The sequence below is a fragment of the Duganella margarita genome, from assembly GCF_009857535.1.
Taxonomy (GTDB): Bacteria; Pseudomonadota; Gammaproteobacteria; order Burkholderiales; family Burkholderiaceae_D; genus Rugamonas; species Rugamonas margarita.
In genome coordinates this window covers 162914-184276 of record NZ_WWCS01000004.1, presented here as the reverse complement: position 1 = coordinate 184276, position 21363 = coordinate 162914, and the positions used below count along the sequence as shown (strand labels likewise).

19 protein-coding genes are annotated in these 21363 nt (G+C 63.8%); 12 read left to right on the top strand and 7 right to left on the bottom strand.

Translation table 11 applies throughout. The features are described 5' to 3' along the window. The first annotated feature begins 49 nt into the window (after nucleotides 1-49). Genes GTP55_RS08030 through GTP55_RS08020 form a run of 3 tightly spaced genes read left to right on the top strand, consistent with a single transcriptional unit; the run spans nucleotide 50 to nucleotide 2925 of the window. Nucleotides 50-1177, top strand: coding sequence for an ABC transporter ATP-binding protein (locus GTP55_RS08030; protein ID WP_161044417.1), 1128 nt, complete (start codon nucleotides 50-52; stop codon nucleotides 1175-1177). Nucleotides 1178-1186: 9 nt separating this feature from the next. Continuing rightward, nucleotides 1187-2092, top strand: a complete 906-nt coding sequence (locus GTP55_RS08025) for an ABC transporter permease subunit (protein ID WP_161044416.1) — start codon at nucleotides 1187-1189, stop codon at nucleotides 2090-2092. After that, on the top strand, nucleotides 2089-2925 hold the full coding sequence (locus tag GTP55_RS08020) for an ABC transporter permease (protein WP_161044415.1): 837 nt from the start codon (nucleotides 2089-2091) through the stop codon (nucleotides 2923-2925). Before GTP55_RS08025 ends, GTP55_RS08020 begins: the two co-directional genes overlap by 4 nt. Here the strand turns inward: GTP55_RS08020 and GTP55_RS08015 are convergent. Then, entirely contained in the window at nucleotides 2922-4064 is a 1143-nt protein-coding gene (locus GTP55_RS08015; protein ID WP_161044414.1) for an MFS transporter, read from the bottom strand. The two genes, GTP55_RS08020 and GTP55_RS08015, sit on opposite strands and share 4 nt — an antisense overlap. An 80-nt stretch (nucleotides 4065-4144) precedes the next feature. Here GTP55_RS08015 and GTP55_RS08010 point away from each other — a divergent pair, with 80 nt between their 5' ends. The 9 genes from GTP55_RS08010 (at nucleotide 4145) to tal (ending at nucleotide 14818) form a co-directional block, all read left to right on the top strand. Further along, nucleotides 4145-4897 carry a gamma-glutamyl-gamma-aminobutyrate hydrolase family protein gene (locus tag GTP55_RS08010; protein WP_161044413.1) on the top strand — a complete coding sequence of 251 codons (753 nt, stop codon included), beginning with the start codon at nucleotides 4145-4147 and terminating at the stop codon, nucleotides 4895-4897. Nucleotides 4898-4915: 18 nt separating this feature from the next. Continuing rightward, the gene (locus GTP55_RS08005) at nucleotides 4916-6286 is read left to right on the top strand and encodes a glutamine synthetase family protein (protein ID WP_161044412.1); all 1371 of its coding nucleotides are present in this window, start codon (nucleotides 4916-4918) and stop codon (nucleotides 6284-6286) included. An 11-nt stretch (nucleotides 6287-6297) separates the two neighbouring features. Beyond that, nucleotides 6298-7704, top strand: coding sequence for an aspartate aminotransferase family protein (locus GTP55_RS08000; protein ID WP_161044411.1), 1407 nt, complete (start codon nucleotides 6298-6300; stop codon nucleotides 7702-7704). Next, a complete protein-coding gene (locus GTP55_RS07995; protein ID WP_161044410.1) occupies nucleotides 7697-9175 on the top strand; it encodes an aldehyde dehydrogenase in 1479 nt (492 codons plus the stop codon). Before GTP55_RS08000 ends, GTP55_RS07995 begins: the two co-directional genes overlap by 8 nt. A 38-nt stretch (nucleotides 9176-9213) precedes the next feature. After that, nucleotides 9214-10551, top strand: a complete 1338-nt coding sequence (locus tag GTP55_RS07990; protein WP_161044409.1) for a glutamine synthetase family protein — start codon at nucleotides 9214-9216, stop codon at nucleotides 10549-10551. Next, nucleotides 10548-11915 (top strand): aspartate aminotransferase family protein, encoded by a 1368-nt coding sequence (locus tag GTP55_RS07985; protein WP_161044408.1) that lies wholly within the window; start codon nucleotides 10548-10550, stop codon nucleotides 11913-11915. Before GTP55_RS07990 ends, GTP55_RS07985 begins: the two co-directional genes overlap by 4 nt. Before the next feature lie 124 nt (nucleotides 11916-12039). Then, entirely contained in the window at nucleotides 12040-13068 is a 1029-nt protein-coding gene (gnd, locus tag GTP55_RS07980; RefSeq protein ID WP_161044407.1) for a phosphogluconate dehydrogenase (NAD(+)-dependent, decarboxylating), read from the top strand. After that, nucleotides 13068-13751: an HAD family hydrolase gene (locus GTP55_RS07975; protein WP_161044406.1), complete on the top strand. Its 684-nt coding sequence runs from the start codon at nucleotides 13068-13070 to the stop codon at nucleotides 13749-13751. Before gnd ends, GTP55_RS07975 begins: the two co-directional genes overlap by 1 nt. After that, nucleotides 13748-14818, top strand: coding sequence for a transaldolase (tal, locus tag GTP55_RS07970; protein WP_161044405.1), 1071 nt, complete (start codon nucleotides 13748-13750; stop codon nucleotides 14816-14818). The genes GTP55_RS07975 and tal overlap by 4 nt, the downstream gene beginning before the upstream one ends. Before the next feature lie 93 nt (nucleotides 14819-14911). On the opposite strand, the gene tkt is transcribed toward tal, so the two are convergent. The 6 genes from tkt to hda all read right to left on the bottom strand — a co-directional run bounded on the left by tkt (nucleotide 14912) and on the right by hda (nucleotide 21330). Next, complete coding sequence (gene tkt / locus GTP55_RS07965) at nucleotides 14912-16987, bottom strand: transketolase (RefSeq protein WP_161044404.1); 2076 nt, start codon at nucleotides 16985-16987, stop codon at nucleotides 14912-14914. Nucleotides 16988-17075: 88 nt separating this feature from the next. Continuing rightward, nucleotides 17076-17954 carry a 3-methyl-2-oxobutanoate hydroxymethyltransferase gene (gene panB / locus GTP55_RS07960; RefSeq protein WP_202423620.1) on the bottom strand — a complete coding sequence of 293 codons (879 nt, stop codon included), beginning with the start codon at nucleotides 17952-17954 and terminating at the stop codon, nucleotides 17076-17078. A gap of 15 nt (nucleotides 17955-17969) precedes the next feature. Next, nucleotides 17970-18509 carry a 2-amino-4-hydroxy-6-hydroxymethyldihydropteridine diphosphokinase gene (folK, locus tag GTP55_RS07955; RefSeq protein ID WP_161044403.1) on the bottom strand — a complete coding sequence of 180 codons (540 nt, stop codon included), beginning with the start codon at nucleotides 18507-18509 and terminating at the stop codon, nucleotides 17970-17972. A gap of 13 nt (nucleotides 18510-18522) precedes the next feature. Continuing rightward, complete coding sequence (gene pcnB / locus GTP55_RS07950; RefSeq protein WP_161044402.1) at nucleotides 18523-19980, bottom strand: polynucleotide adenylyltransferase PcnB; 1458 nt, start codon at nucleotides 19978-19980, stop codon at nucleotides 18523-18525. Next, on the bottom strand, nucleotides 19973-20644 hold the full coding sequence (locus GTP55_RS07945; RefSeq protein ID WP_161044401.1) for a histidinol-phosphatase: 672 nt from the start codon (nucleotides 20642-20644) through the stop codon (nucleotides 19973-19975). The genes pcnB and GTP55_RS07945 overlap by 8 nt, the downstream gene beginning before the upstream one ends. Continuing rightward, the gene (hda, locus tag GTP55_RS07940; RefSeq protein ID WP_161044400.1) at nucleotides 20644-21330 is read right to left on the bottom strand and encodes a DnaA regulatory inactivator Hda; all 687 of its coding nucleotides are present in this window, start codon (nucleotides 21328-21330) and stop codon (nucleotides 20644-20646) included. Before hda ends, GTP55_RS07945 begins: the two co-directional genes overlap by 1 nt. Nucleotides 21331-21363 lie beyond the last annotated feature (33 nt).

Here is a 21363-nt window from a genome sequence, read left to right as displayed (position 1 = left end):
GGCTTTATAATCACCGGTTTGGCAAATATTATTTTACCCTTTTAATAACATGACCATAGAGCGAGCTGCTGAACCTTTCCTCCTGATCCGCAACCTGGTTAAGGAATTCGATGGCGTCCGTGCCGTCAATGACGTATCGGTGGCGATCAACAAGGGAGAAATCTTCGCACTGCTGGGCAGCTCGGGCTGCGGCAAGTCCACCCTGTTGCGCATGCTGGCCGGCTTTGAAACGCCGACGTCCGGCAGCATTACGCTGGCTGGGCAGGACATTGTCAGTGTGCCGCCTTACCAGCGTCCGATCAACATGATGTTCCAGTCGTACGCGCTGTTCCCGCACCTGTCGGTATGGGACAACATCGCCTTCGGCCTGCGCCGCGACGGTCTGCCGAAGGACGAAATCGCCGCGCGCGTGGAGAAGATGCTGGCGCTGGTCCAATTAACTGATTACGCCAAGCGCAAGCCGCACCAGCTGTCCGGCGGCCAGCAGCAGCGCGTGGCGCTGGCGCGGTCGCTGGCCAAGCGACCGCAGTTGCTGCTGCTGGATGAGCCGCTCGGCGCGTTGGATAAGAAGCTGCGTGAGCGCACGCAGATGGAACTGGTCAGCATTATCGAGGAAGTGGGCGTGACCTGTGTAATGGTCACCCACGACCAGGACGAAGCCATGAGCATGGCCACCCGCATCGCCGTCATGAGCGCGGGCCGCATCCTGCAGGTCGGCGCACCTGCCGATATTTACGAAACGCCGAACTGCCGCTTCGTTGCCGACTTTATCGGCAGCGTCAATCTGTTCAACGGCAGCGTCACGAAAGATGAGCCGGACCACGTGATTATCGATACGCCGGAAGGCCGGCATTACATCACCCACGGCATTACTGGCACCATGGGCATGCCGGTGTCGGTGGCCGTACGGCCGGAGAAGATCGCCGTGCAGGCCGAGGCGCCGACGCTGGAGCAGCGCGCCACGGCGGCCGAACACGGCTACAACTGCGTGCAAGGCGTGATCACCGGCGTTTCCTACTTCGGTAACGAGACCAGCTACCACATCACGCTGGACGGTGGCATGGTGGTGAAGGTCTCGCGCACCAACGCAGCGCGGCATGACGATGCGGCGCTCAAGCGCGACCAGCGCGTCTACGCGTGGTGGGATGGCGCCGACGTCGTCGTGCTGACCAGCTAAGGTGGTGGCATGAACTTCCTCAAGAACCTGTTCCGCCGTCCGGGCCGCAGCCTGGTGATCGGCGTGCCGTTTTTCTGGCTGACGTTTGCCTTCCTGATCCCGTTCCTGATCGTGCTGCGCATCAGCTTCGTGGATCTGGACAGCGGCGACGGCAGCCCGTTCGGCACCCTGATGACAATGGCCGACGGCGTGCTGACGCTGAAGATCAAGATCGCCAACTACCTGTTCATCGCGCAGGACGAGCTGTATGCGCTGACCTATCTGAACTCGCTCAAGTTCGCCGCGATCACGGCGGCGCTGTGCCTCTTCATCGGCTACCCGTTCGCCTACTTCATGGCGCGCGCCAAGCCGGCCGCGCGTCCGGTGCTACTGATGCTGGTGATGATGCCGTTCTGGACCTCTTTCCTGCTGCGCATCTATGCGTGGAAGGGCATCCTGGCCAACAACGGGATACTCAACAGCTTCCTGCTCAACCTCGGCGTGATCTCGGAGCCGCTGCACCTGATGAACACCCAGTTCTCGCTGATCATCGGCATGGTGTACGCCTACCTGCCGTTCATGATCCTGCCGCTGTACGCCAATCTGGTGAAGATGGACGTGCGCTACCTGGAAGCGGCGGCCGACCTGGGGGCGACGCCGTGGCAGACCTTCTGGCGCATCACCGTGCCACTGTCGAAGTCCGGCATCATCGCCGGCACCATGCTGGTGTTTATTCCGGCGGTGGGCGAGTACGTGATCCCGGAGTTGCTGGGCGGCCCGGAGACGCTGATGATCGGCCGCCAGCTGTGGGACGAGTTCTTTACCAATAACGATTGGCCGCTGGCGTCCGCCGTGACGGTGGTGGTGATCCTGTTCATTCTGGTGCCGATGGCGATCTTCAATAAATACAAGGCGGACCAGGAGGCGCGCAAATGACCCAGTTCCTGCATCGTTGGTTCGGGCGTGGCTGGTTGTCGCTGGGCTACCTGTTCCTGTACATTCCCATCGTGGTGCTGGTGGTATTTTCGTTTAACAGCTCGCGCCAGGACATGGTGTGGAGCGGTTTTTCGCTGCAATGGTATGCGGCGCTGGCCAGCGACACGGAGATCATCAGCGGTTTCGGGCTGTCGCTGCGCATTGCGCTGCTGACGGCCTGCGGTTCTGTCATCCTTGGCACCTTTGCGGCGTTTGTCTTGGACCGCTACCAGCGCTTCAAGGGGCGTACACTCTTTACCGGTATGGTGAGCGCGCCGCTGGTGATGCCGGAGGTGATCATCGGCCTGTCGCTGCTGCTGATGCTGGTGTCGGTGCAGAAGATGTTCGGCTTCCCGGAGCGCGGGCTGGTGACGATCTGGCTGGGCCACACCTTGCTGGGCATGGCCTATGCGACTGTGGTGGTGCAATCGCGTTTGCAGGAGATGAACAAGTCGCTGGAAGAAGCAGCGATGGATCTGGGCTGCCGCCCGTTCCAGGTGTTCTTCCTGGTGACGCTGCCGAACATCAAGCAGGCTTTGGGTTCGGCGTGGCTGCTGACGTTTACGCTGTCGCTGGACGACGTGGTGCTGTCGGCTTTCCTGTCCGGCCCTGGTTCGTCGACCATGCCGATCGTGATCTTCTCGCGCGCGCGCCTGGGTCTCGATCCGCGCGTGAATGCGGTGGCGGCGCTGACCATCCTGGTGGTGTCGATCGGGGTGATTGCCTCAAGCCTGTACATCGCCCGCGCTGAGCGTCTGCGCTCGAAGCAACTGGCGGCTGCGGCCAAGGGTTAGTTCCTGTTCCCGGTCCTGTCCAGAAATGCGCTGGCGATGAAGATCGCCGCGCCCACCCAAAGAACGGCCGGCAGCGCATTCACGCCGGCCGTTTGCATTAATACGCCCGTCACCAAAGGTCCGCCGGCGCTGGTGATGCCCCAGCTGGCGTTGACCACCGCGCTGGCCGCGACCAGCGACTGGCCTTCAAACCGCTCACCGCACGCCACCAGCGACAGCATGTAGATCGCGCCGGCCACCGCGCCCAGCACCAGCAGCACGGTCCACCACAGCCACGGCGTCCCCGCTGCAAACGGCAGTACCGGCAGCAGCACGCAGACCGCGATGCCGCAGCCGACATGCACCTTGCGTCGCCCCACATGGTCCGCCAGCCAGCCAAAGGCGAATTGCAGCGCGGTGTCGCCCACCAGCACCACTGTAGCCGACAGTACCGCCAGTTCGGTGGCTATGCCGTGGCGCATGGCGTACACAGGCAGCAGGCTGAGTGCCACCGTATCGAACATGGCGAAGAAGGCCGCACCGATAGCGATCATCCACATGCGCGGCAGGATGCGCTGCCAGGCCACCGGCGCTTCGTCCTCGTGGCCTTGCGCGCCGCCACCGATCAGCAGCATGCCGGGCAGCGCAAGCAGGAACAGCGCGCCGCAGGAAGCAAACGGCAGCGCCACCTTGCCCGCCAGTGCCGCCACCAGCGCAGGGCCGATCAGCTGGAACAGCGTAAAGGCAGTGGTGTAGATGGCCACCACCTTGCCGCGCGAATTCGCCGGCGCCAGGTTGTTGACCCACGCTTCGCCTATCGTGAACAGCACGCCCATGCAGGCGCCGAATACAAAGCGCAGCAGGCCCCAGGCCAGTAGGTTGTCGGTGGTTTCCATCAGGGCGGTGGATAGCGCGGCGGCGAGGATGGCGCCGATCATGCAGCCGCGCGGCCCATGTCCGGCCACCCAGCGCGAGACAAACGGCGCGGCCGCCAGGATGCCCACCGCGCTGACGGCGGTGATGATGCCGATGACATCCGTGCCGGCGCCGCGCTGATCCAATGTCAGCGCGGTGAGCGGAATTGTCGCGCCCAGCCCAAGGCCTACCACGCCGATACTGGCGACCAAAGCGACGAAATCTCGCCATGGCATGTTCTTCATGCGCTAACTCCCGATTTGAGTTCGCAATCATATCAAAATCGGATTATCATTTAATCAAATCCAAATAGATGAAAGCTTCTATGCGCAGCCCAATCGTTCTGGTTCCAGCGTGCGTCAACCGGATTGGCGCACATCCGTATCACACCGCGCAGCTCAAGTATGTGGCCGCCGTGGCGGACGGTGCGCGTTGCACGCCGCTGATCGTGCCGGCGCTCGGCGCGGCCACCGACTTCGAAGCGCTGCTGGCGCTGGCCGACGGCGTGATGCTGACCGGCTCCCCCTCCAACATCGACGCCGCCCTGTATGGCGAAGCGGTGCTCGACCCATCGCTGCCACTGGACGCGGCGCGCGACGCCACCACGCTACCGCTGATCCGCGCCGCCATCAAGCGCGGCATACCGCTGCTGGCGATCTGCCGCGGCTTCCAGGAAGTGAACGTGGCCTTGGGCGGATCGCTGCATCAGGCCGTGCATGTGGTGCCCGGCATGGCAGACCACCGCGAACGCAAGGACGATGCGCTGGACCAGCAATACGCGCCGTCGCACCGCGTGCTGCTGGACCCCGGCGGGCGCATGACGCAGATTCTCGGCGGCGCTGGCGAGATCATGGTCAATTCGCTGCACGGCCAGGGCATCAACCAGCTGGCGCCGGGCCTGGCGGTGGAAGCGCTTGCCGACGACGGTCTGGTGGAAGCCTACCGCGTGGCGGACGCCAAAGGATTCACGCTCGCGGTACAGTGGCACCCAGAGTGGCGCTTTTCCGATAATCCGGACTCCGTCAAATTATTCAGAGCCTTTGGCGACGCCTGCCGCGCCTACAAGGCCATCCGATAACTATAACGAGAGAAGCAAATGGCAATTCGAGAGAACTTTAGCTATACCGATATGGACCTGTGGCTCAACGAGAAGCGCGTCACGGAAATTGAATGCCTGGTGCCCGACCTGACCGGCGTGGCGCGCGGGAAGATTCTCCCTCGCGGAAAATTCACCCAGGAGCGCGGCATGCGCATTCCGGAAGCGGTGCTGGGCATGACCGTCACCGGCAATTATCCAACCGAAGATGCGGGTTACGACCGCGCCATCTCCAGCACCGACCGCGACATGATCCTCAAGGCCGATCCTACCACCATCACCATGGTGCCGTGGGCTACCGATCCCACCGCCCAGGTGATCCACGATTGCTATTTCGCCGATGGCCGCCTGGTCGATTTCGCGCCGCGCTCCGTGCTGCGCCGCGTGCTCAAGCTATATGCGGACAAAGGCTGGAAGCCTGTGGTGGCGCCGGAGCTGGAGTTTTACCTGACCGCCAAGAACATCGATCCGGACCTGCCGTTGAAAGCACCGGTGGGCCGCAGCGGCCGCGCCGAGACCAGCCGCCAGGTCTACAGCATCGACGCCGTCAACGAGTTCGACCCGCTGTTTGAAGACATCTACGATTATTGCGACCTGATGGGCCTTGATGTAGACACGTTGATTCACGAAATCGGCGCCGGCCAGATGGAGATCAACTTCCTGCACGGCGAGCCGCTCGGCCTTGCCGACAAGGTGTTCTTCTTCAAGCGCACCTTGCGCGAGGCGGCGCTCAAGCACGATATGTACGCCACCTTCATGGCCAAGCCGATGGCCGGCGAGCCTGGATCGGCGATGCATGTGCACCAGAGCGTGGTGGACGCCAGCACCGGCAAGAATATCTTCAGTTCCGAAGACGGTTCGGCCTCGCCGCTGTTCAAGCACTACATCGGCGGCCTGCAACGCTATATGCCGTCGGCGATGGCGATTGTGGCGCCGTATGTGAATTCGTACCGCCGTATCGTGCGCCACACGGCTGCGCCGATCAACATCCAGTGGGGCATGGACAACCGTACCGTGGGCTTCCGCGTGCCGGAATCCGGCGTGCAGGATCGCCGCGTGGAGAACCGCATCATCGGCGCCGACGCCAATCCGTATCTGGCGCTCGCGGTCACGCTGGCGTGCGGCTATCTTGGCATGGTCGACCAGCTGGACCCGACGCCGATGACCACCGACAGCGCCTACGACCTGAAGGTCGAACTGCCGCAAGGCCTGCCGGAAGCGCTGCAACTGCTGCGTGGCGAAGACCGGCTGCGCAGCATTCTGGGTGAGCGCTTCATCGACGTCTACGCCGCCATCAAGGATCTGGAACATCAGGAATTCATGACCGTCATCAGCCCGTGGGAGCGCGAGCACCTGCTGCTGCACGTTTAACCGGAGGCCTTATGAGCGACTACGATACCGCTGAAATCCAGAAGCTGGACGCGGCGCACTATATGCATCCGTTCACCGACCACAAGGCGCTCGGCGAAAAAGGCGCGCGTGTGATGGTGCGCGGCGAAGGCATCTATCTGTGGGATTCGGAGGGCAACAAGATTATCGACGGCATGTCGGGCCTGTGGTGCGTGAACGTGGGCTATGGCCGCACCAGCATTTCGAAAGCCGTCTACGACCAGATGGAAACGCTGCCTTTTTATAACAGCTTCTTCAACACCACCAATGTGCCGGCAGTGCGGCTGGCGACCAAGCTGGCGCAGATTTCGCCGCCGCAGTTCAACCACGTGTACTTTACCGGCTCCGGCTCGGAAGGCAACGACACCAATGTGCGCATGGTGCGGCGCTATTGGGATGTACTGGGATACAAGGATCGCCATACCATCATCAGCCGCCATAACGCCTACCACGGCAGCACCATGGCCGGTGCGTCGCTGGGCGGCATGTCGGGCATGCACGAGCAGGGCGGCTTGCCGATACCTGGCATTGTGCATATCGGCCAGCCGAGTTATCTGGAATCCGGCAAGGGCATGACAGAGGACGAATTCGGCATCGAGGCGGCCTCCTGGCTGGAGAAGAAGATACTGGAAGTGGGGCCGGACAAGGTGGCCGCGTTTATCGGCGAGCCGATACAAGGCGCCGGTGGCGTGATCATTCCGCCCGCCACCTACTGGCCTGAGATTCAGCGCATCTGCGACAAGTACGGCATTCTACTGATCGCCGATGAAGTGATCTGCGGCTTCGGACGGCTGGGCCGCTGGTTTGCGTCCGAGCTGTTCGGCATCAAGCCGGACCTGATCACCTTTGCCAAGGGCGTGACGTCGGGCTATGTGCCGCTGGGCGGCGTGCTGGTGGGCGACCGCGTAGCCAAGGTGCTGATCGAGCAGGGTGGCGAGTTCAATCACGGTTTCACGTATTCCGGCCATCCGGTGGCTTGCGCGGCGGCGCTGGAAAACATTCGCATCATCGAAGATGAAAAACTGATCGAGCGCCTGGCCAATGATACCGGGCCGTATCTGAAGCAAGGCTTTGCCGCGCTGGCGGACCACCCGCTGGTGGGTTATGCCGACAGCTGCGGCTTTGTCGCCGGCTTGAATCTGGTGCGCAGCAAAGGCGCCACGGTGCATGACAACGTGGCATTCGATGAGTCGCTGGCTGTCGGCATGGTATGCCGCGGCTATATGTTCAACAACGGGATGATCATGCGCGCAGTCGGCGACCGCATGATCATCGCGCCGCCGCTGGTGCTGACCAAGGCGCAGATCGATGAGATGCTGGCGCTGATCCGTCACTGCCTCGATCTGACGTATGCCGATGTGAAGGAACGCGGCTGGCTCCAAGGAGACGATAATGGGTAAATGGCACGACAAGTCGGCCGCGTTGCAGGCGGACGGCCGCGCCTTCATCGGCGGTGAGCGGGTGTGGGCGAAATCAGGACAGCAGTTCGAGAATCTGTCGCCGATCGATGGCCGCACGTTGGGCATGGTGGCGCGTTGCGATGGCGTGGATGTGGACATCGCCGTGGCAGCGGCGCGCGCGGCGTTTGAAGATCGGCGCTGGGCCGGCAAGTCACCGGCGCAGCGCAAGCGGGTGCTGATTCGCTTTGCGGACCTGATGCAGCAGAACGTCGAAGAACTGGCGCTGCTGGAGACGCTGGATATGGGCAAGCCGATCAAGTACAGCCAGACGGTGGACGTGGGCGGCGCGGCCAACTGCATCCGCTGGTACGGCGAGGCGATCGACAAGATCTACGACGAGATCGCGCCGACGGCGGCCAGCAGCCTGGCGCTGATCACGCGTGAGCCGGTCGGCGTGGTGGCGGCCATCGTGCCGTGGAATTATCCGATGCTGATGGCGTCGTGGAAGATCGCGCCGGCGCTGGCGGCGGGGAACAGCGTGGTGCTCAAGCCGTCCGAAAAATCGCCGCTGACGGCGCTGCGGCTGGCGGAACTGGCGCTGGAGGCGGGCGTGCCGCCAGGCGTGTTCAATGTGCTGCCGGGCTTTGGCGCGGAAGCCGGCGCCGCGCTGGCGCTGCATATGGACGTGGACTGCATCGGCTTCACCGGTTCCACGCGGGTGGGCAAGCAGATCATGCAGATGGCGGGACAGTCCAACCTGAAGCGGGCGTGGACGGAGTTGGGCGGCAAGTCGGCCAATATCGTCTGCGCTGATTGTCCGGATCTGGATGCGGCGGTCGAAGCGGCGATCGGATCGATCTTCTTCAACCAGGGCGAGAGCTGCAATGCGCCTTCGCGTTTGTTCGTCGAAGAGTCGATCAAGGATCGCTTCCTGGAGAAGGCGTTGGCCAAGGTGCCGGCTTACCAGCCGGGCGATCCTCTGGACGAGAACACGGTCATGGGCGCGATTGTCGATGCTACGCAGCTGAAGACCGTGATGGGCTACATCGAAGCCGGCCACGCAGGCGGTGCGCGGCTGCTCGCGGGCGGCAAGCAATCCAGGACTGATAGTGGTGGCTATTACATCGAGCCGACCCTGTTCGATCAGGTGGACAGCAGCATGGTCATCGCGCGCGAGGAAATCTTCGGACCGGTGCTGTCGGTGCTGAGCTTTACCGACGTGCAGGACGCGGTGCGGCAGGCTAACGCCACGCCCTACGGCCTGCATGCCGCCGTGTGGACGTCGGACCTGAGCAAGGCAATCCAGACTTCGCGCGCGCTGCGTGCCGGCACCGTGCACGTCAACCAGTACGACGGCGACGACATCACCGTGCCGTTCGGCGGCTACAAGCAGTCCGGCAATGGCCGCGACAAGTCGCTGCACGCCTTCGACAAGTACACGGAACTGAAAACCACGTGGATACAGATATAAACGTCAGCGGGCGGCAACGCCTCTGAAGGAGAGCGACGATGAGCCAGGCCATGAAAGACTTCCTCCGCGAGCGCAACATCCACGAAGTGGAATGCGTGATCGCGGATATGACCGGCATCGCGCGGGGCAAAATCCTGCCCAAGGACTTGTTCCTCAACGAAGGCGAGATGCGCCTGCCGAAGAGCGTCCTGCTGAACACCGTCAACGGCGAGCAGCCCAACAACCTGCCGTATGTCGGCGCGACCGATCCGGATATGATTTGCGTGCCCGATCTGGCCACGCTGCGGCAGGTGCCGTGGGCGGCGGAGAATGTCGCGCTGGTGATTCACGATTGCCAGAACTTCGACGGCACGCCGGTCGGCCTGTCGCCGCGCGCGGTGCTGCGCAAGGTGCTGCGGATGTATGAGGATCAGGGCTGGCAGCCAGTGGTGGCGCCGGAGATGGAGTTCTATTTGGTCGCTCGCAGCAGCAATCCGCATGAGCCGCTGGCGCCACCGCTGGGACGCAGCGGCAAGATCGAATCGGGAAGGCAGTCGTATTCCATCGATGCGGTGAACGACTTCGATCCCTTCTTCCTGGAGCTATCCACCTTCTGCAAGCAGCACGACCTGGGCATGGAGACCTTGATTCACGAAGCCGGTGCGGGGCAGATGGAAATCAACTTCACGCACGGCGAAGCGCTGGAGCTGGCCGACCGCGTTTTCCTGTTCAAGCGCGCGGTGCGCGAGACTGCGCTGCGGCATGGGATCTTTGCCACCTTCATGGCCAAGCCGATGGAGACGGAGCCGGGCAGCGCGATGCACATTCATCAGAGCGTGCTGGATACGACCACTGGCGAGAATATCTTCTCGCGCAAGGATGGCGATGCGAGCGATTTGTTCTTCCACTATATCGCGGGCCTGGAAAAGTACATCGCGCCGGCCACCCTGCTGTTTGCGCCGCATGTCAATTCTTATCGCCGCCTGTCGCGCTTCATGTCGGCGCCGACCAATGTGCACTGGGGCTATGACAACCGCACCTGCGGCATTCGCGTGCCGAATTCCTCGCCGCTCAACCGGCGCGTGGAGAACCGTGTGCCGGGTGTGGACGTGAATCCGTATCTGGCGATGGCGGCCACGCTGGCCTGTGGTTATCTCGGCATGACGCAAGGGCTCAAGCCATCAGCGCCGACGGCCGGCAGCGCCGAGCAGGTGCACGACCAGCTGCCGCGCAATCTGGAAGACGCCATCGTGCGGCTGCGCGAATGCAAGCCGCTTGGCGAAATGCTGGGCGAGCTGTTTGTGCAGGCGTTCTGCGAGGTGAAGGAACTGGAGTTCGCCACCTATAGCCGCGTTATCAGCTCGTGGGAACGCGAGCATCTGATGCTGCTGGTATGAGCGCGGGCGTGAACCGGCAGCGCATACAGGCGCTGGTTGCGGCGGAGCGCGAAAGCTATATCGCGCGCCATCCCGAGTCGGCGCGGCTGGCGGCGGAGGCCGGGCAGCATTTGCTGTTCGGCGTGCCGATGCACTGGATGAACGACTGGTCCACGCCATTCCCGTTGACGGTGCGCGAAGCCAGCGGCGCGCGCTTCCGCGATGCGGATGGCCATGAGTATGTGGACTTCTGCCTGGGCGACACCGGCGCCATGTTCGGCCACGCGCCGCAGCCGGTGGCGCAGGCCATTGCGCGCCAGGCCACGCGCGGCTACACCGCCATGCTGCCGTCCGAAGATGCCGGCCCGGTGGCGGCCGAACTGGCGCGGCGCTTTGGCCTGCCGTGCTGGCAGTTCGCCTTGTCCGCATCGGACGCCAACCGTTTCGTGCTGCGCTGGCTGCGCGCGGCGACGGGACGCAGCAAGGTGCTGGTCTTTAACGGCTGCTATCACGGCACGGTGGATGATGTCTTTGTCGATCTGGTCGACTGCGTGCCGACGCAGCGCGACAGCCTGCTCGGCCAGGTGCATACGCTGACGGATCACACGGTGGTGGTGGAGTTCAACGATCTGCCGGCGCTGGAGGCGGCTTTGCAGCAGGGCGACATCGCCTGTGTACTGGCGGAACCAGTGATGACCAACATCGGCATGGTGCTGCCGCAGCCTGGCTATTGGGAAGCCTCGCAGCAGCTGATTAAGCACTATGGCGCGCTGCTGGTGATCGATGAGACCCATACCATCAGCAGCGGCCCCGGAGGCTACGCCCGCGCTCACGGCATGATGCCGGACGCGCTGGTGATCGGCAAGCCAATCGGCGGCGGCATCCCATGCGCCGCGTATGGCTTTACGGAGGAACTGGCGCGCCGCGTGGAGCATGCCAAGCGCAGTGCGCCGCCCGGTCATTCCGGCATCGGCACCACGCTGAGCGCCAATATGTTCGCCATGGCGGCGATGCGCGCCAATCTGGAACAGGTAATGACGGAGCAGGCCTACCGGCAGATGTTCGCGCTGGCGGCGCAGCTGGCGCAAGGACTGCGCGATGTGATCGCGCGCCACGGCCTGCCATGGTGCGTCACGCAAATCGGCGCCCGTACCGAATTCCAGTTCACTGTCCAGCCGCCGCGCAACGGCGCCGAAGCGCACGACGTGATGGATGCGGAACTGGAGCAGGCAATTCACCTCTACCTGCTCAATCGCGGGCTGTTGATCACGCCCTTCCACAATATGCTGCTGGTTTGTCCTGATACGACCGGAGACGATGTCGCGCGCCTGCTGTCTGCCTTCGATGGCTTCCTCGCTGACACAATCCAGAAACAAATCTGCTAGCCTTGTCGAGCCGCTATGTGCTCGATCTAACCGAATTCATTTTTACCGAAGCCTAAGCTGGCGTCAGCGCGTGCCGGCTTGAGTCCTGCACGCCCATTGAACCTGTACAACACAAAGGATCTTTATGCAGATCGGAATGATAGGACTGGGGCGCATGGGCGCCAATATGGTGTGGCGCCTGGCGGCAGCGGGGCATCACAGTGTCGCCTACGCGCGCCACGCGGAGACCGTCAACGCGGTGCTGCGCGACGGCGTGACCGGCGCTTCGTCGCTGGAAGATTTGGTGTCCAAGCTGGAAACGCCGCGCGTGCTGTGGCTGATGGTGCCCGCCGGCGCGGTCGACTCCACGCTGGATATCCTGAAGCCGTTGCTGTCGCCCGGCGATATCATTATCGATGGCGGCAATTCGCATTACCACGACGATATCCGCCGTAGCGCGCAGCTGAAGGAACAGCAGCTGCACTACGTCGATGTCGGCACCAGCGGCGGCACGCACGGTCTGACGCGCGGCTACTGCCTGATGATCGGCGGCGAGCCGGAAGTGGTCAAGCATCTGGAGCCGATTTTCTCCACGCTGGCGCCGGGCCACGATGCGGCCACGCCGACGCCCGGCCGCGACAAGCCTGGCAGCAGCGCCGAACAGGGCTTCCTGCATTGCGGCCCGAATGGCGCCGGCCACTTCGTCAAGATGGTCCACAACGGTATTGAGTACGGCATTATGGCCGCGTATGCGGAAGGGCTGAACATCCTGCGCCACGCGAATATCGGCAAGCAGGAGCAGGAAGTCGATGCCGAAACAACGCCGCTGCGCCACCCGGAGCACTATCAGTACGATCTGGATCTGGGTGAGATCAGCGAGCTATGGCGGCGTGGCAGCGTGATCAGCTCGTGGCTGCTGGACCTGACGGCCGACGCGCTGCTCCAGGATCCGCATCTGGAAGCCTATGCCGGTCGGGTTTCCGATTCGGGCGAAGGCCGCTGGACCATCGCCGCCGCCATCGACGAGGGCGTGCCGGTGCCGGTGTTGAGCAACGCGCTGTTTGAGCGATTCAGTTCACGCGGCAATGCGGAATTCGCCGGCAAGGTGTTGTCGGCGATGCGCGCGGGCTTCGGCGGCCACGCCGAGAAGCCGCACAAGACTGGAACCGCGTGATGGCTGACGATATCGTTTTTCTAATTGACTGCGACAACACGCTGATGGACAACGACCGTGTCCAGAGCGATTTGCGCGAGCACATGGAAAAGGAATTCGGCGCCGAGGCGCGCGACCGTTACTGGAGCATATATACCGAGCTGTTTGCGCAACTCGGCTATGCCGATTACCTCGGTGCGCTGCAGCGCTATCGCCTCGACGCCATGAACGATCCCAAGCTGCTGCTGATGGCGGGCTGGCTGATGAATTATCGCTTTGCCGATCGCCTGTATCCCGGCGCGCTGGATGTCATCAAGCATCTGCGTCAGTGGGGCAAGGTGGTGATCGTGTCGGATGGCGACGTGGTGTTCCAGCCGCGTAAAGTAGAGTATTCGGGCCTGTGGGATGCGGTGGACGGCAATGTGCTGATCTACATCCACAAGGAGACCATGCTGGAGCAGATCGAAGTGGCGTATCCCGCGCGCCACTACGTGATGATCGACGATAAGGTACGTATTCTGGCCGCCATGAAGAAGGGCTGGGGCGACCGGCTTACCACCGTGTTTCCCCGCCAGGGCCATTACGCGTTTGCCGATGATGTCGCCGGTTATACGACGCCGGATCTGGCGGTCGACCGTATCGGCGATTTGCTGGGCTATGACTTGCCGGCTTTTACCGGCGTTGAAAAGGAGACTGTGTCATGAATCCTGCACTACATTTACGCCAGCTGGGCCAAGGCCTGTGGCTGGACAATATCACCCGTGGCCTGCTAACCAGCGGCACGCTGAAAAAGTATATCGACGAGTATGAGATCAGCGGTTTGACGTCGAATCCGAGCATCTTCGAGGCGGCCATCCAGGGCGCCGATTTCTACGATGAAGCGATCCGCACCAAAAGCGCAGCCGGCGGCAAAGGCGAAGCGCTGTTCCTGGAACTGGCGCTGGATGATTTGCAGCAGGCCGCCGATCTGTTCCTGCCGATGCACGAGGCCTCGCATGGCGTCGACGGTTGGGTGTCGATGGAGGTGTCGCCGCTGCTGGTGCATGACGCCGAAGGCACGTTGCGCGAGGCCCGTACTTTGCACGAACGCTTGCAGCGGCCGAATGCCTTCATCAAGATTCCTGGCACCGCAGAAGGTGTGAAGGCGATCGAGGAAGCGATTTTTGCCGGCATTCCGGTCAACGTGACGTTGCTGTTTTCGCGTGACCAGTATCTGGCGGCGGCCGAAGCGTATCTGCGCGGCATAGAGCGGCGCATTGATGCGGGGCTTGATCCGAAGGTGGCGTCGGTGGCGTCGCTGTTTGTCAGTCGCTGGGATGCGGGCGTCAAGGATAAGGTCCCGGATGAGCTGAAGAACAAGCTGGGGATCGCGGTGGCGCGGCAGACGTATGCTGCGTATCGCGAGTTACTGGCGTCGCAGCGCTGGCGCAAGCTGGCGGAGGCGGGGGCTTTGGCGCAGCGCTTGCTGTGGGCCAGTACCGGGACCAAGGACCCGGCGGCGTCGGACATTCTGTATGTGGAGTCGCTGACGGCGCCTAACACCATCAACACGGTGCCGGAGAAGACGCTGCTGGCGTTTGTCGATCACGGCGTGGTGAATGGCAGCATGCCGCCGGAAGGGGGCGATGCGGAGAAGGTGTTGAAGCAGTTTGCCGATGCCGGGGTTGATGTTGATGCGTTGGCCGCGCAGTTGCAGACCGAAGGCGCGGAGTCGTTCAGCAAGTCCTGGAAGAAGTTGATGGACGTGATTGCGGAGAAGGGTAAAGGCTAGTAGCACTCCGTCGTTGCCGCGCAAGCGGCAATCCATGCTTCGCGTCTTGAGCGGCGAAGCATGGATTCCCGCGTTCGCGGGAATGACGGTGCGCTATGCGTTGCGGGCGAGGACGGCGTGGGCCAGCAGGCACACGTTCTCCACGCTGAAGCCATACTCGCGCAACACGCGTTCGCCCGGCGCCGAGGCGCCGAAGCGGTCGATGCCCAGTACGTCGCCGCGCGTGCCCACATAACGATGCCAGCCCTGCGTGGCGCCGGCTTCAATCGACAGGCGCGCAGTCAGCGCCGGCGGCAGCACCTGGTCGCGGTATTCCTGCGGCTGCTGGTCGAACAGCTCCCAGCTCGGCATCGACACCACCCGCGCACGCACGTTGTCCGCGTGTAGTTTGGCTTGCGCCTCCAGCGCCAGATGCACTTCCGAGCCGGTGGCGATCAGTACGATCTGCGCTTCGCCGCCTTCTGCTTCGCTCAATACATAAGCGCCGCGTTGCAGGCTGTCGGCCGGCGCAAGCTTGGTGCGGTCCAGTGTCGGCAGATGCTGGCGCGTCAGCACCAGCGCCACCGGCTGGCCGGCCGATTGCACCGCCACGCGCCACGCCGCCGCCGTTTCGTTGGCGTCGGCCGGCCGGATCACCACCAGCCCGGGCACGGCGCGCATGCTGGCCAGGTGCTCGATTGGCTGGTGCGTCGCGCCGTCCTCGCCCAGGGCGATGCTGTCATGGGTGAAGACGTACACCACCTGCAATCCCATCATGGCGGACAAGCGCATCGCCGGTCGCATATAGTCGGCAAACACCAGGAAAGTAGCGTTGAACGGCAGCGTGCCGCCGTGCGCGGCGAGGCCGTTGCTGATCGCCGCCATGGCGTGTTCGCGCACGCCGAAGTGGATGTTGCGGCCGGCGCGGCTCCAGCCACCACCGTTGGAGCCTTGACGGTCGCCGGCTTCTTCAGCGCCGGGCGGACTGTCCGGCTGGAAGTCGCCGAAGTCTTTCAACGCGGTGAAGGTGGACGGGTCCAGGTCGGCCGAGCCGCCGATCAGCGCCGGCAGTTTGGCGGCGATGGCGTTGGCCACCTTGCCTGCCGCCGTGCGCGTTGCCACGCCCTTGGCGTCGACCGGGAACACAGGAATGTCGGCGTCCCAGCCTTCCGGCAGGCCGCTGGTGCCGCCTTCCATCAGCTGATGCAGCTCGCGCGCCAGGTCGGGAAAGGCTTGCGCATAGGCGTTGAGGCGGTCGCGCCATTCAGCTTCGTTATGGCCGCCGCGCGCGCCGGCGGTTGCATACGCCATGCGCGCTTCCTCGGGAATCAGGAAGGCCGGCTGTTCGGGCCAGCCCAGCGCGCGCTTGGTCAGCGCCACTTCGTCCGCACCCAATGGTGAACCGTGGGCGTCGATCTTGTCCTGCTTGTTCGGCGAGCCAAACCCCAGGTGACTGCGCACCAGGATCAGCGACGGCTTGTGTACTTCGGCGCGCGCGGTAGCCAGCGCCTGCTCGATAGCTTCGACGTTGTTGGCGTCGTCCACCGTCTGCGTGTGCCAGCCGTAGGCGGCGAAACGCGCGGCGCGGTCTTCGCTGAAAGTCATGTCGGCGCCGGCCGACAGCGTGACCTGATTGTCGTCGTACAGGTAAATCAGTTTGCCCAGCTTCAGGTGGCCGGCCAGCGACGCCGCTTCCGACGCGATGCCTTCCATCAGATCGCCGTCGCTGACGATGCCGTAGGTGTGGTGGTCAATCACGTTGTGGCCGGGACGGTTGTAGCGCGCCGCCAGGCTGGCTTCGGCGATGGCCATGCCGACGCCGTTGGCAAACCCTTGGCCCAGCGGACCGGTGGTCACTTCCACGCCAGGCGTGACGCCGCGCTCCGGATGGCCGGGCGTGATGCTGTCCCACTGGCGGAATTGCTGCAGCTGCTCCAGCGGCAGGTCGTAGCCGCTCAAATGCAGCAGGCTGTAAAGCAGCGCCGAGCCGTGGCCGGCCGACAGCACGAAGCGGTCGCGGTCGAACCAGTGCGGATTGGCGGGATGGTGTTTGAGGAAGCGCGTCCACAGCACGTAGGCCATGGGCGCGGCGCCGAGCGGCAGGCCGGGATGGCCGCTGTTGGCTTTTTGTACCATGTCGACACTGAGGAAGCGCAGGGTGTCGATATTCAGTTGATCGCTGGAGTTCATGCGTGAGTCCTTCAAGGGAAGTCTCTCACCACATTAGCGCCGGTGGCCGCGCCGCTCTGTGCGGCACGCCACTTAGTTGGTCAGCTTCCTAGAAGCAGTGTTCCTGCGCCGGGAAGCTGCCGTCCTTGACGGCGGTAACGTAGGCGGTGATGGCGGCGTCGATGCTGGTCTGGCCGTCCATGAAGTTTTTCACGAAGCGCGCTTTGCGGCCTGGGAAAACGCCCAGCAGGTCATGCATCACCAGCACCTGGCCGGAGCAGTCCGGACCGGCGCCGATGCCGATGGTGGGAATCGACAGCAGCTCGGTGACTTCCTTGCCCAGCGCCGAAGGAATCGCCTCCAGCACCACCAGCGAGGCGCCGGCGGCTTGCATCTTCAGGCAGTCGGCCTTCAGCAGGTCGGCGCTTTCGGTGGTTTTGCCCTGGACCTTGTAGCCGCCCAGCTGGTGCACCGATTGCGGCGTCAGGCCCAGGTGCGCGCAGACCGGAATGGCGCGGTCGGTCAGGAATTTGACGGTGTCGGCCAGCCAGGCGCCGCCTTCGATCTTGATCATGTGGGCGCCGGCCTGCATCACCTGCACGGCGTTGGCGTAAGCGGATTCCGGCGTGCCGTAGGCGCCGAACGGCAGGTCGGCCACGATCATCGCCGACTTGGCGCCGCGCGCCACGGAGGCGGTGTGGTAGGCGATGTCGTTGACGGTGACCGGCAGCGTGGAAGTGTAGCCGGCGCAGACCATGCCCAGCGAGTCGCCGATCAGCAGGATCTCTACGCCGCAGCGGTCCATCAGCGAGGCGAAGCTGGCGTCGTAGCAGGTCAGCATGGTGATTTTTTCACGCGCGGCGTGCAGCGCTTGCAGCGTGTTGACGGTGACAGCCTTGTTGACGACCGCTTTGGCCGGTGCAGGTGCGGTGGCTTCGGCGGGCTTTTGGCCGGCGGCCAGTTCGGTTCCTTGCAGGTATCCAGACATGGTAAATCCTTTACTTTAAATCGGGCGGATGCCCTGGTCGGCCACGCCGGCGGCGTACTGCGACGCCGCTCCGTGGCCGGGAATATGGATGGACGGCGCGATCTCCAGCAGCGGCACCAGCACGAAGGCGCGTTCTGTCATGCGCGGATGCGGCACCGTCAGCGTGGCGCTGTTAATCACGGCGTCGCCGTACAGCAGCAGGTCGAGGTCCAGCGTGCGCGGAGCGTTGCGGTAAGGACGTTCGCGACCGTGCGCCTGTTCGATGCCGTGCAGCGCTTGCAGCAGCGTTTCGGCGTCCAGCGTGGTGGCGATGCGGGCGACGGCGTTGATGTAGTCGTCGCCGCTGGAGTCGATCGGCGCGGTGCGGTACAGGCCCGATGCCGCCATCAGCGTGCAGCCGGGCTGGCGTTGCAGGCGTTCCAGCGCATCGAGCACGTTGGCCTGGGCGTCACCGAGGTTGGCGCCGATGCCGATGTAGGCCAGCGTGAATGCGAACGGCGCCTTGTCGTCCGGTGCGGAGGCGGGCGCCAGGCCGGCGGAAATATCGGTGTTCATGATGCAGCGGAGGTTACTCGGCGCCGCCGTCGCGCGCAGGAGCGTCGCTACCACCTTCGCCGCTGTCGCCGCCTTCACCACGGCCGCTGCGGTTGCGGCCACCACGGCGCGGGCCGCGTTTGCGTTTGGCAGGGCCGCCGGTGCTGCCGCCACCTGCGCCGCCCGAGCCACCACCGCTGCTTTCACCATCGCGCGGTGCGCGGGCGGAGGCGATCAGTTCTTCGCGGGTGATCTCGTCGCCTTCGTAAAACGCAGTCCACCAGTCGCCGATTTCGGCGTCGATTTCGCCGGAGGCGCAACGCAGCAGCAGGAAGTCGTAGCCGGCGCGGAAGCGCAGGTGTTCCAGCAGCTTGTGCGGCGCCTTGCCGGTGCGGCGCTCGAAGCGCGGCTGCATCGACCAGATGTCGCGCATGTCGGTGCCGATCTTGCGCTGCAAGGCCAGCTTTTCGGTCTGCGAGTCGAGCACGTCATCGGCCGCCAGGTGCAGCGCCGGGATGGTCTGCTCGCCGGCCGCGCGGTAGGCGGTCCACTTCTCCAGCACCTGGTGCCACAGCAGCGACGCAAACAGAAAGCCCGGCGACACGGTCTTGCCGGCATGGATGCGCGAGTCGGTCGAATCCAGCGCCAGCGTCACGAACTTGACGCCCAGCGGCTGTTCCAGCACCACGTCCAGCAGCGGCAGCAGGCCGTGATGCAGGCCTTCCTTGCGCAGCTGCTGCAGGCAGGCCAGCGCGTGGCCGCTCATCAGCAGCTTGAGCATTTCGTCGAACACGCGCGCAGCCGGCACGTTGTTGATCAGCGGCGCCATGACCTTGATCGGCGCGCCGGTTTCCGGCTCGATGGCGAATTTCAGTTTGGCGGCAAAGCGCACCACGCGCAGCATGCGCACCGGGTCTTCGCGGTAGCGCGCTTCCGGCACGCCGATGATGCGCAGCGTCTTGGCGCGGATGTCTTCAATGCCGCCGTGGTAGTCCAGCACCTGTTGGTTGGCCGGGTTGTAGTACATGGCGTTGATGGTGAAGTCGCGGCGTTCCGCGTCTTCCGCCTGTGAGCCGAAGGTGTTGTCGCGCAGGACGCGGCCATGTTCATCCTTCGGCGCGCTGTCCGAGGTGGTGCCGCGGAAGGTGGTCACCTCCAGCAGGTCCTGGCCGAACATCACGTGCACGATCTGGAAGCGCTTGCCGATGATGAAGGCGCGGCGGAACAGGCGCTTGACCTGTTCCGGTGTGGCGTTGGTGGCGATGTCGAAGTCTTTCGGCTTCACGCCCAGCAGCAGGTCGCGCACGGCGCCGCCGACCACAAAGGCTTCGTAGCCGGCTTCCTGCAGGCTGCTGGTGACGCGCACGGCGTTGTTGGACAGCAGGCGCGGATCGATGCCGTGGGCCTCAGGCCCCAGCACCACCGGGGTGTTCGTGTCGCGGACCGCTTTACTCTTGGTGCCGAGGATTTTGCGGATCAGTTTCTTAATCATTGAATAGGTCAATTAATGGCCAGCCATTCGCGGCGGCGTGCGTTTTCAGTTTTTCGTTGGGATTGGTCGCCACCGGATGGCTGACGATGGACATCAGCGGCAGGTCGTTGTGCGAGTCGCTGTAGAAGTAGACGGTGTCGAAGTCCTCCAGCGTTTTCCCCATTTTTTCCAGCCACGCCTTGGTGTGGACGATCTTGCCCGGTCCCTGGGTCGGCGTGCCAAGCAGCTTGCCGGTCAGGTTGCCGTCGGCGTCCAGTTCCGGCATGGCGGCGATCAGGTGTTCCACGCCCAGCGCCCTGGCGATCGGCGCGGTGACGAAGTGATTGGTGGCGGTGACGATGGCCACCAGGTCACCGGCGTCGGCGTGTTTTTGCAGCAGCGCGCGCGCCGCCGGGTGCAGCGCCGGCGTCACCACTTCGGCCATGTACTGCGCGTGCATTTCATCCAGCTGCGTGCGCGGGAAGCGCGCCAGCGTGCCAAGCGTGAACTCCAGATATTCTACCGGATCGAGCGTGCCGGCCTGGTATTGGGCGAAGAACTCCCGGTTGCGGCGGTCGTATTCGACGGCGTCGACGGCGCCGGTGCGCACCAGGAACTGGCCCCATTCAAAGTCGGAGTCGATCGGCAGCAGGGTGTGGTCGAGGTCAAAAAGGGCGAGGTTCATCATTCTTTCGCTTCCGCCTGCAGCCACTCGCGCAGCAGCGGCAGAGTGATCGGGCGTTGGGTTTCAAGGGAATACTGGTCCAGCGAGTCCAGGATGGTCGACAGCGACCGCATGTCGCGCTGGAAGTGCGACAGCAGGTAGGGTATCACGCCGGCCGACAGCGTCAAGCCGCGGGCGGCGGCGGCGGCGGCCAGCGCGGCGCTCTTTTCATCGTCGGTCAGGCCGTGGATCTGGTAGATCAGGCCCCAGCCCATGCGCGTGCGCAGGTCTTCGCGCACCGGCAGCACGGCCGGCGCGACATTGCCGCTGCAGACCATGAAGGCGTTGTTGGCGCGGATTTCGTTAAACAGCGCGAAGGCGTCGATCTGCGCCACCGGCGACAGCTTCTCGCAATCGTCCAGCAGGTACAGGTCTACTTCCGGCGAGTAGACGAATTCGGACTCGATCGAAAACGGCGAGATGTAGCGCGCGCGCGCCTGTTCGGCCTCGCTGCCGCTGCTGGCCAGGGCCTTGAGCAGGTGCGACTTGCCGACGCCGACCGCGCCCCACAGGTAGGCGAAGTGCTCGCGCGAGCTGCGATCGGCGAACTGCTTCATCAGCGCTGCCGATTCGGCATTCTGTCCCACCTCGAACGATGCGAGGCTGTGCGCTGGTTCCGCACCTAAATCGAGCACCAGCTGTTTCATGGCGTTCGCCTTGTGATCTTTTGCATAACGTTT

Excerpts from the sequence above, each read along its gene's own strand:
- GTP55_RS08030 (WP_161044417.1), top strand. The coding sequence starts at position 50 with ATGACCATAGAGCGAGCTGCTGAACCTTTCCTCCTGATCCGCAACCTG.
- GTP55_RS08025 (WP_161044416.1), top strand. The coding sequence starts at position 1,187 with ATGAACTTCCTCAAGAACCTGTTCCGCCGTCCGGGCCGCAGCCTGGTG.
- GTP55_RS08020 (WP_161044415.1), top strand. The coding sequence starts at position 2,089 with ATGACCCAGTTCCTGCATCGTTGGTTCGGGCGTGGCTGGTTGTCGCTG.
- GTP55_RS08015 (WP_161044414.1), bottom strand. The coding sequence starts at position 4,064 with ATGAAGAACATGCCATGGCGAGATTTCGTCGCTTTGGTCGCCAGTATC.
- GTP55_RS08010 (WP_161044413.1), top strand. The coding sequence starts at position 4,145 with ATGCGCAGCCCAATCGTTCTGGTTCCAGCGTGCGTCAACCGGATTGGC.
- GTP55_RS08005 (WP_161044412.1), top strand. The coding sequence starts at position 4,916 with ATGGCAATTCGAGAGAACTTTAGCTATACCGATATGGACCTGTGGCTC.
- GTP55_RS08000 (WP_161044411.1), top strand. The coding sequence starts at position 6,298 with ATGAGCGACTACGATACCGCTGAAATCCAGAAGCTGGACGCGGCGCAC.
- GTP55_RS07995 (WP_161044410.1), top strand. The coding sequence starts at position 7,697 with ATGGGTAAATGGCACGACAAGTCGGCCGCGTTGCAGGCGGACGGCCGC.
- GTP55_RS07990 (WP_161044409.1), top strand. The coding sequence starts at position 9,214 with ATGAGCCAGGCCATGAAAGACTTCCTCCGCGAGCGCAACATCCACGAA.
- GTP55_RS07985 (WP_161044408.1), top strand. The coding sequence starts at position 10,548 with ATGAGCGCGGGCGTGAACCGGCAGCGCATACAGGCGCTGGTTGCGGCG.
- gnd (WP_161044407.1), top strand. The coding sequence starts at position 12,040 with ATGCAGATCGGAATGATAGGACTGGGGCGCATGGGCGCCAATATGGTG.
- GTP55_RS07975 (WP_161044406.1), top strand. The coding sequence starts at position 13,068 with ATGGCTGACGATATCGTTTTTCTAATTGACTGCGACAACACGCTGATG.
- tal (WP_161044405.1), top strand. The coding sequence starts at position 13,748 with ATGAATCCTGCACTACATTTACGCCAGCTGGGCCAAGGCCTGTGGCTG.
- tkt (WP_161044404.1), bottom strand. The coding sequence starts at position 16,987 with ATGAACTCCAGCGATCAACTGAATATCGACACCCTGCGCTTCCTCAGT.
- panB (WP_202423620.1), bottom strand. The coding sequence starts at position 17,954 with ATGTCTGGATACCTGCAAGGAACCGAACTGGCCGCCGGCCAAAAGCCC.
- folK (WP_161044403.1), bottom strand. The coding sequence starts at position 18,509 with ATGAACACCGATATTTCCGCCGGCCTGGCGCCCGCCTCCGCACCGGAC.
- pcnB (WP_161044402.1), bottom strand. The coding sequence starts at position 19,980 with ATGATTAAGAAACTGATCCGCAAAATCCTCGGCACCAAGAGTAAAGCG.
- GTP55_RS07945 (WP_161044401.1), bottom strand. The coding sequence starts at position 20,644 with ATGAACCTCGCCCTTTTTGACCTCGACCACACCCTGCTGCCGATCGAC.
- hda (WP_161044400.1), bottom strand. The coding sequence starts at position 21,330 with ATGAAACAGCTGGTGCTCGATTTAGGTGCGGAACCAGCGCACAGCCTC.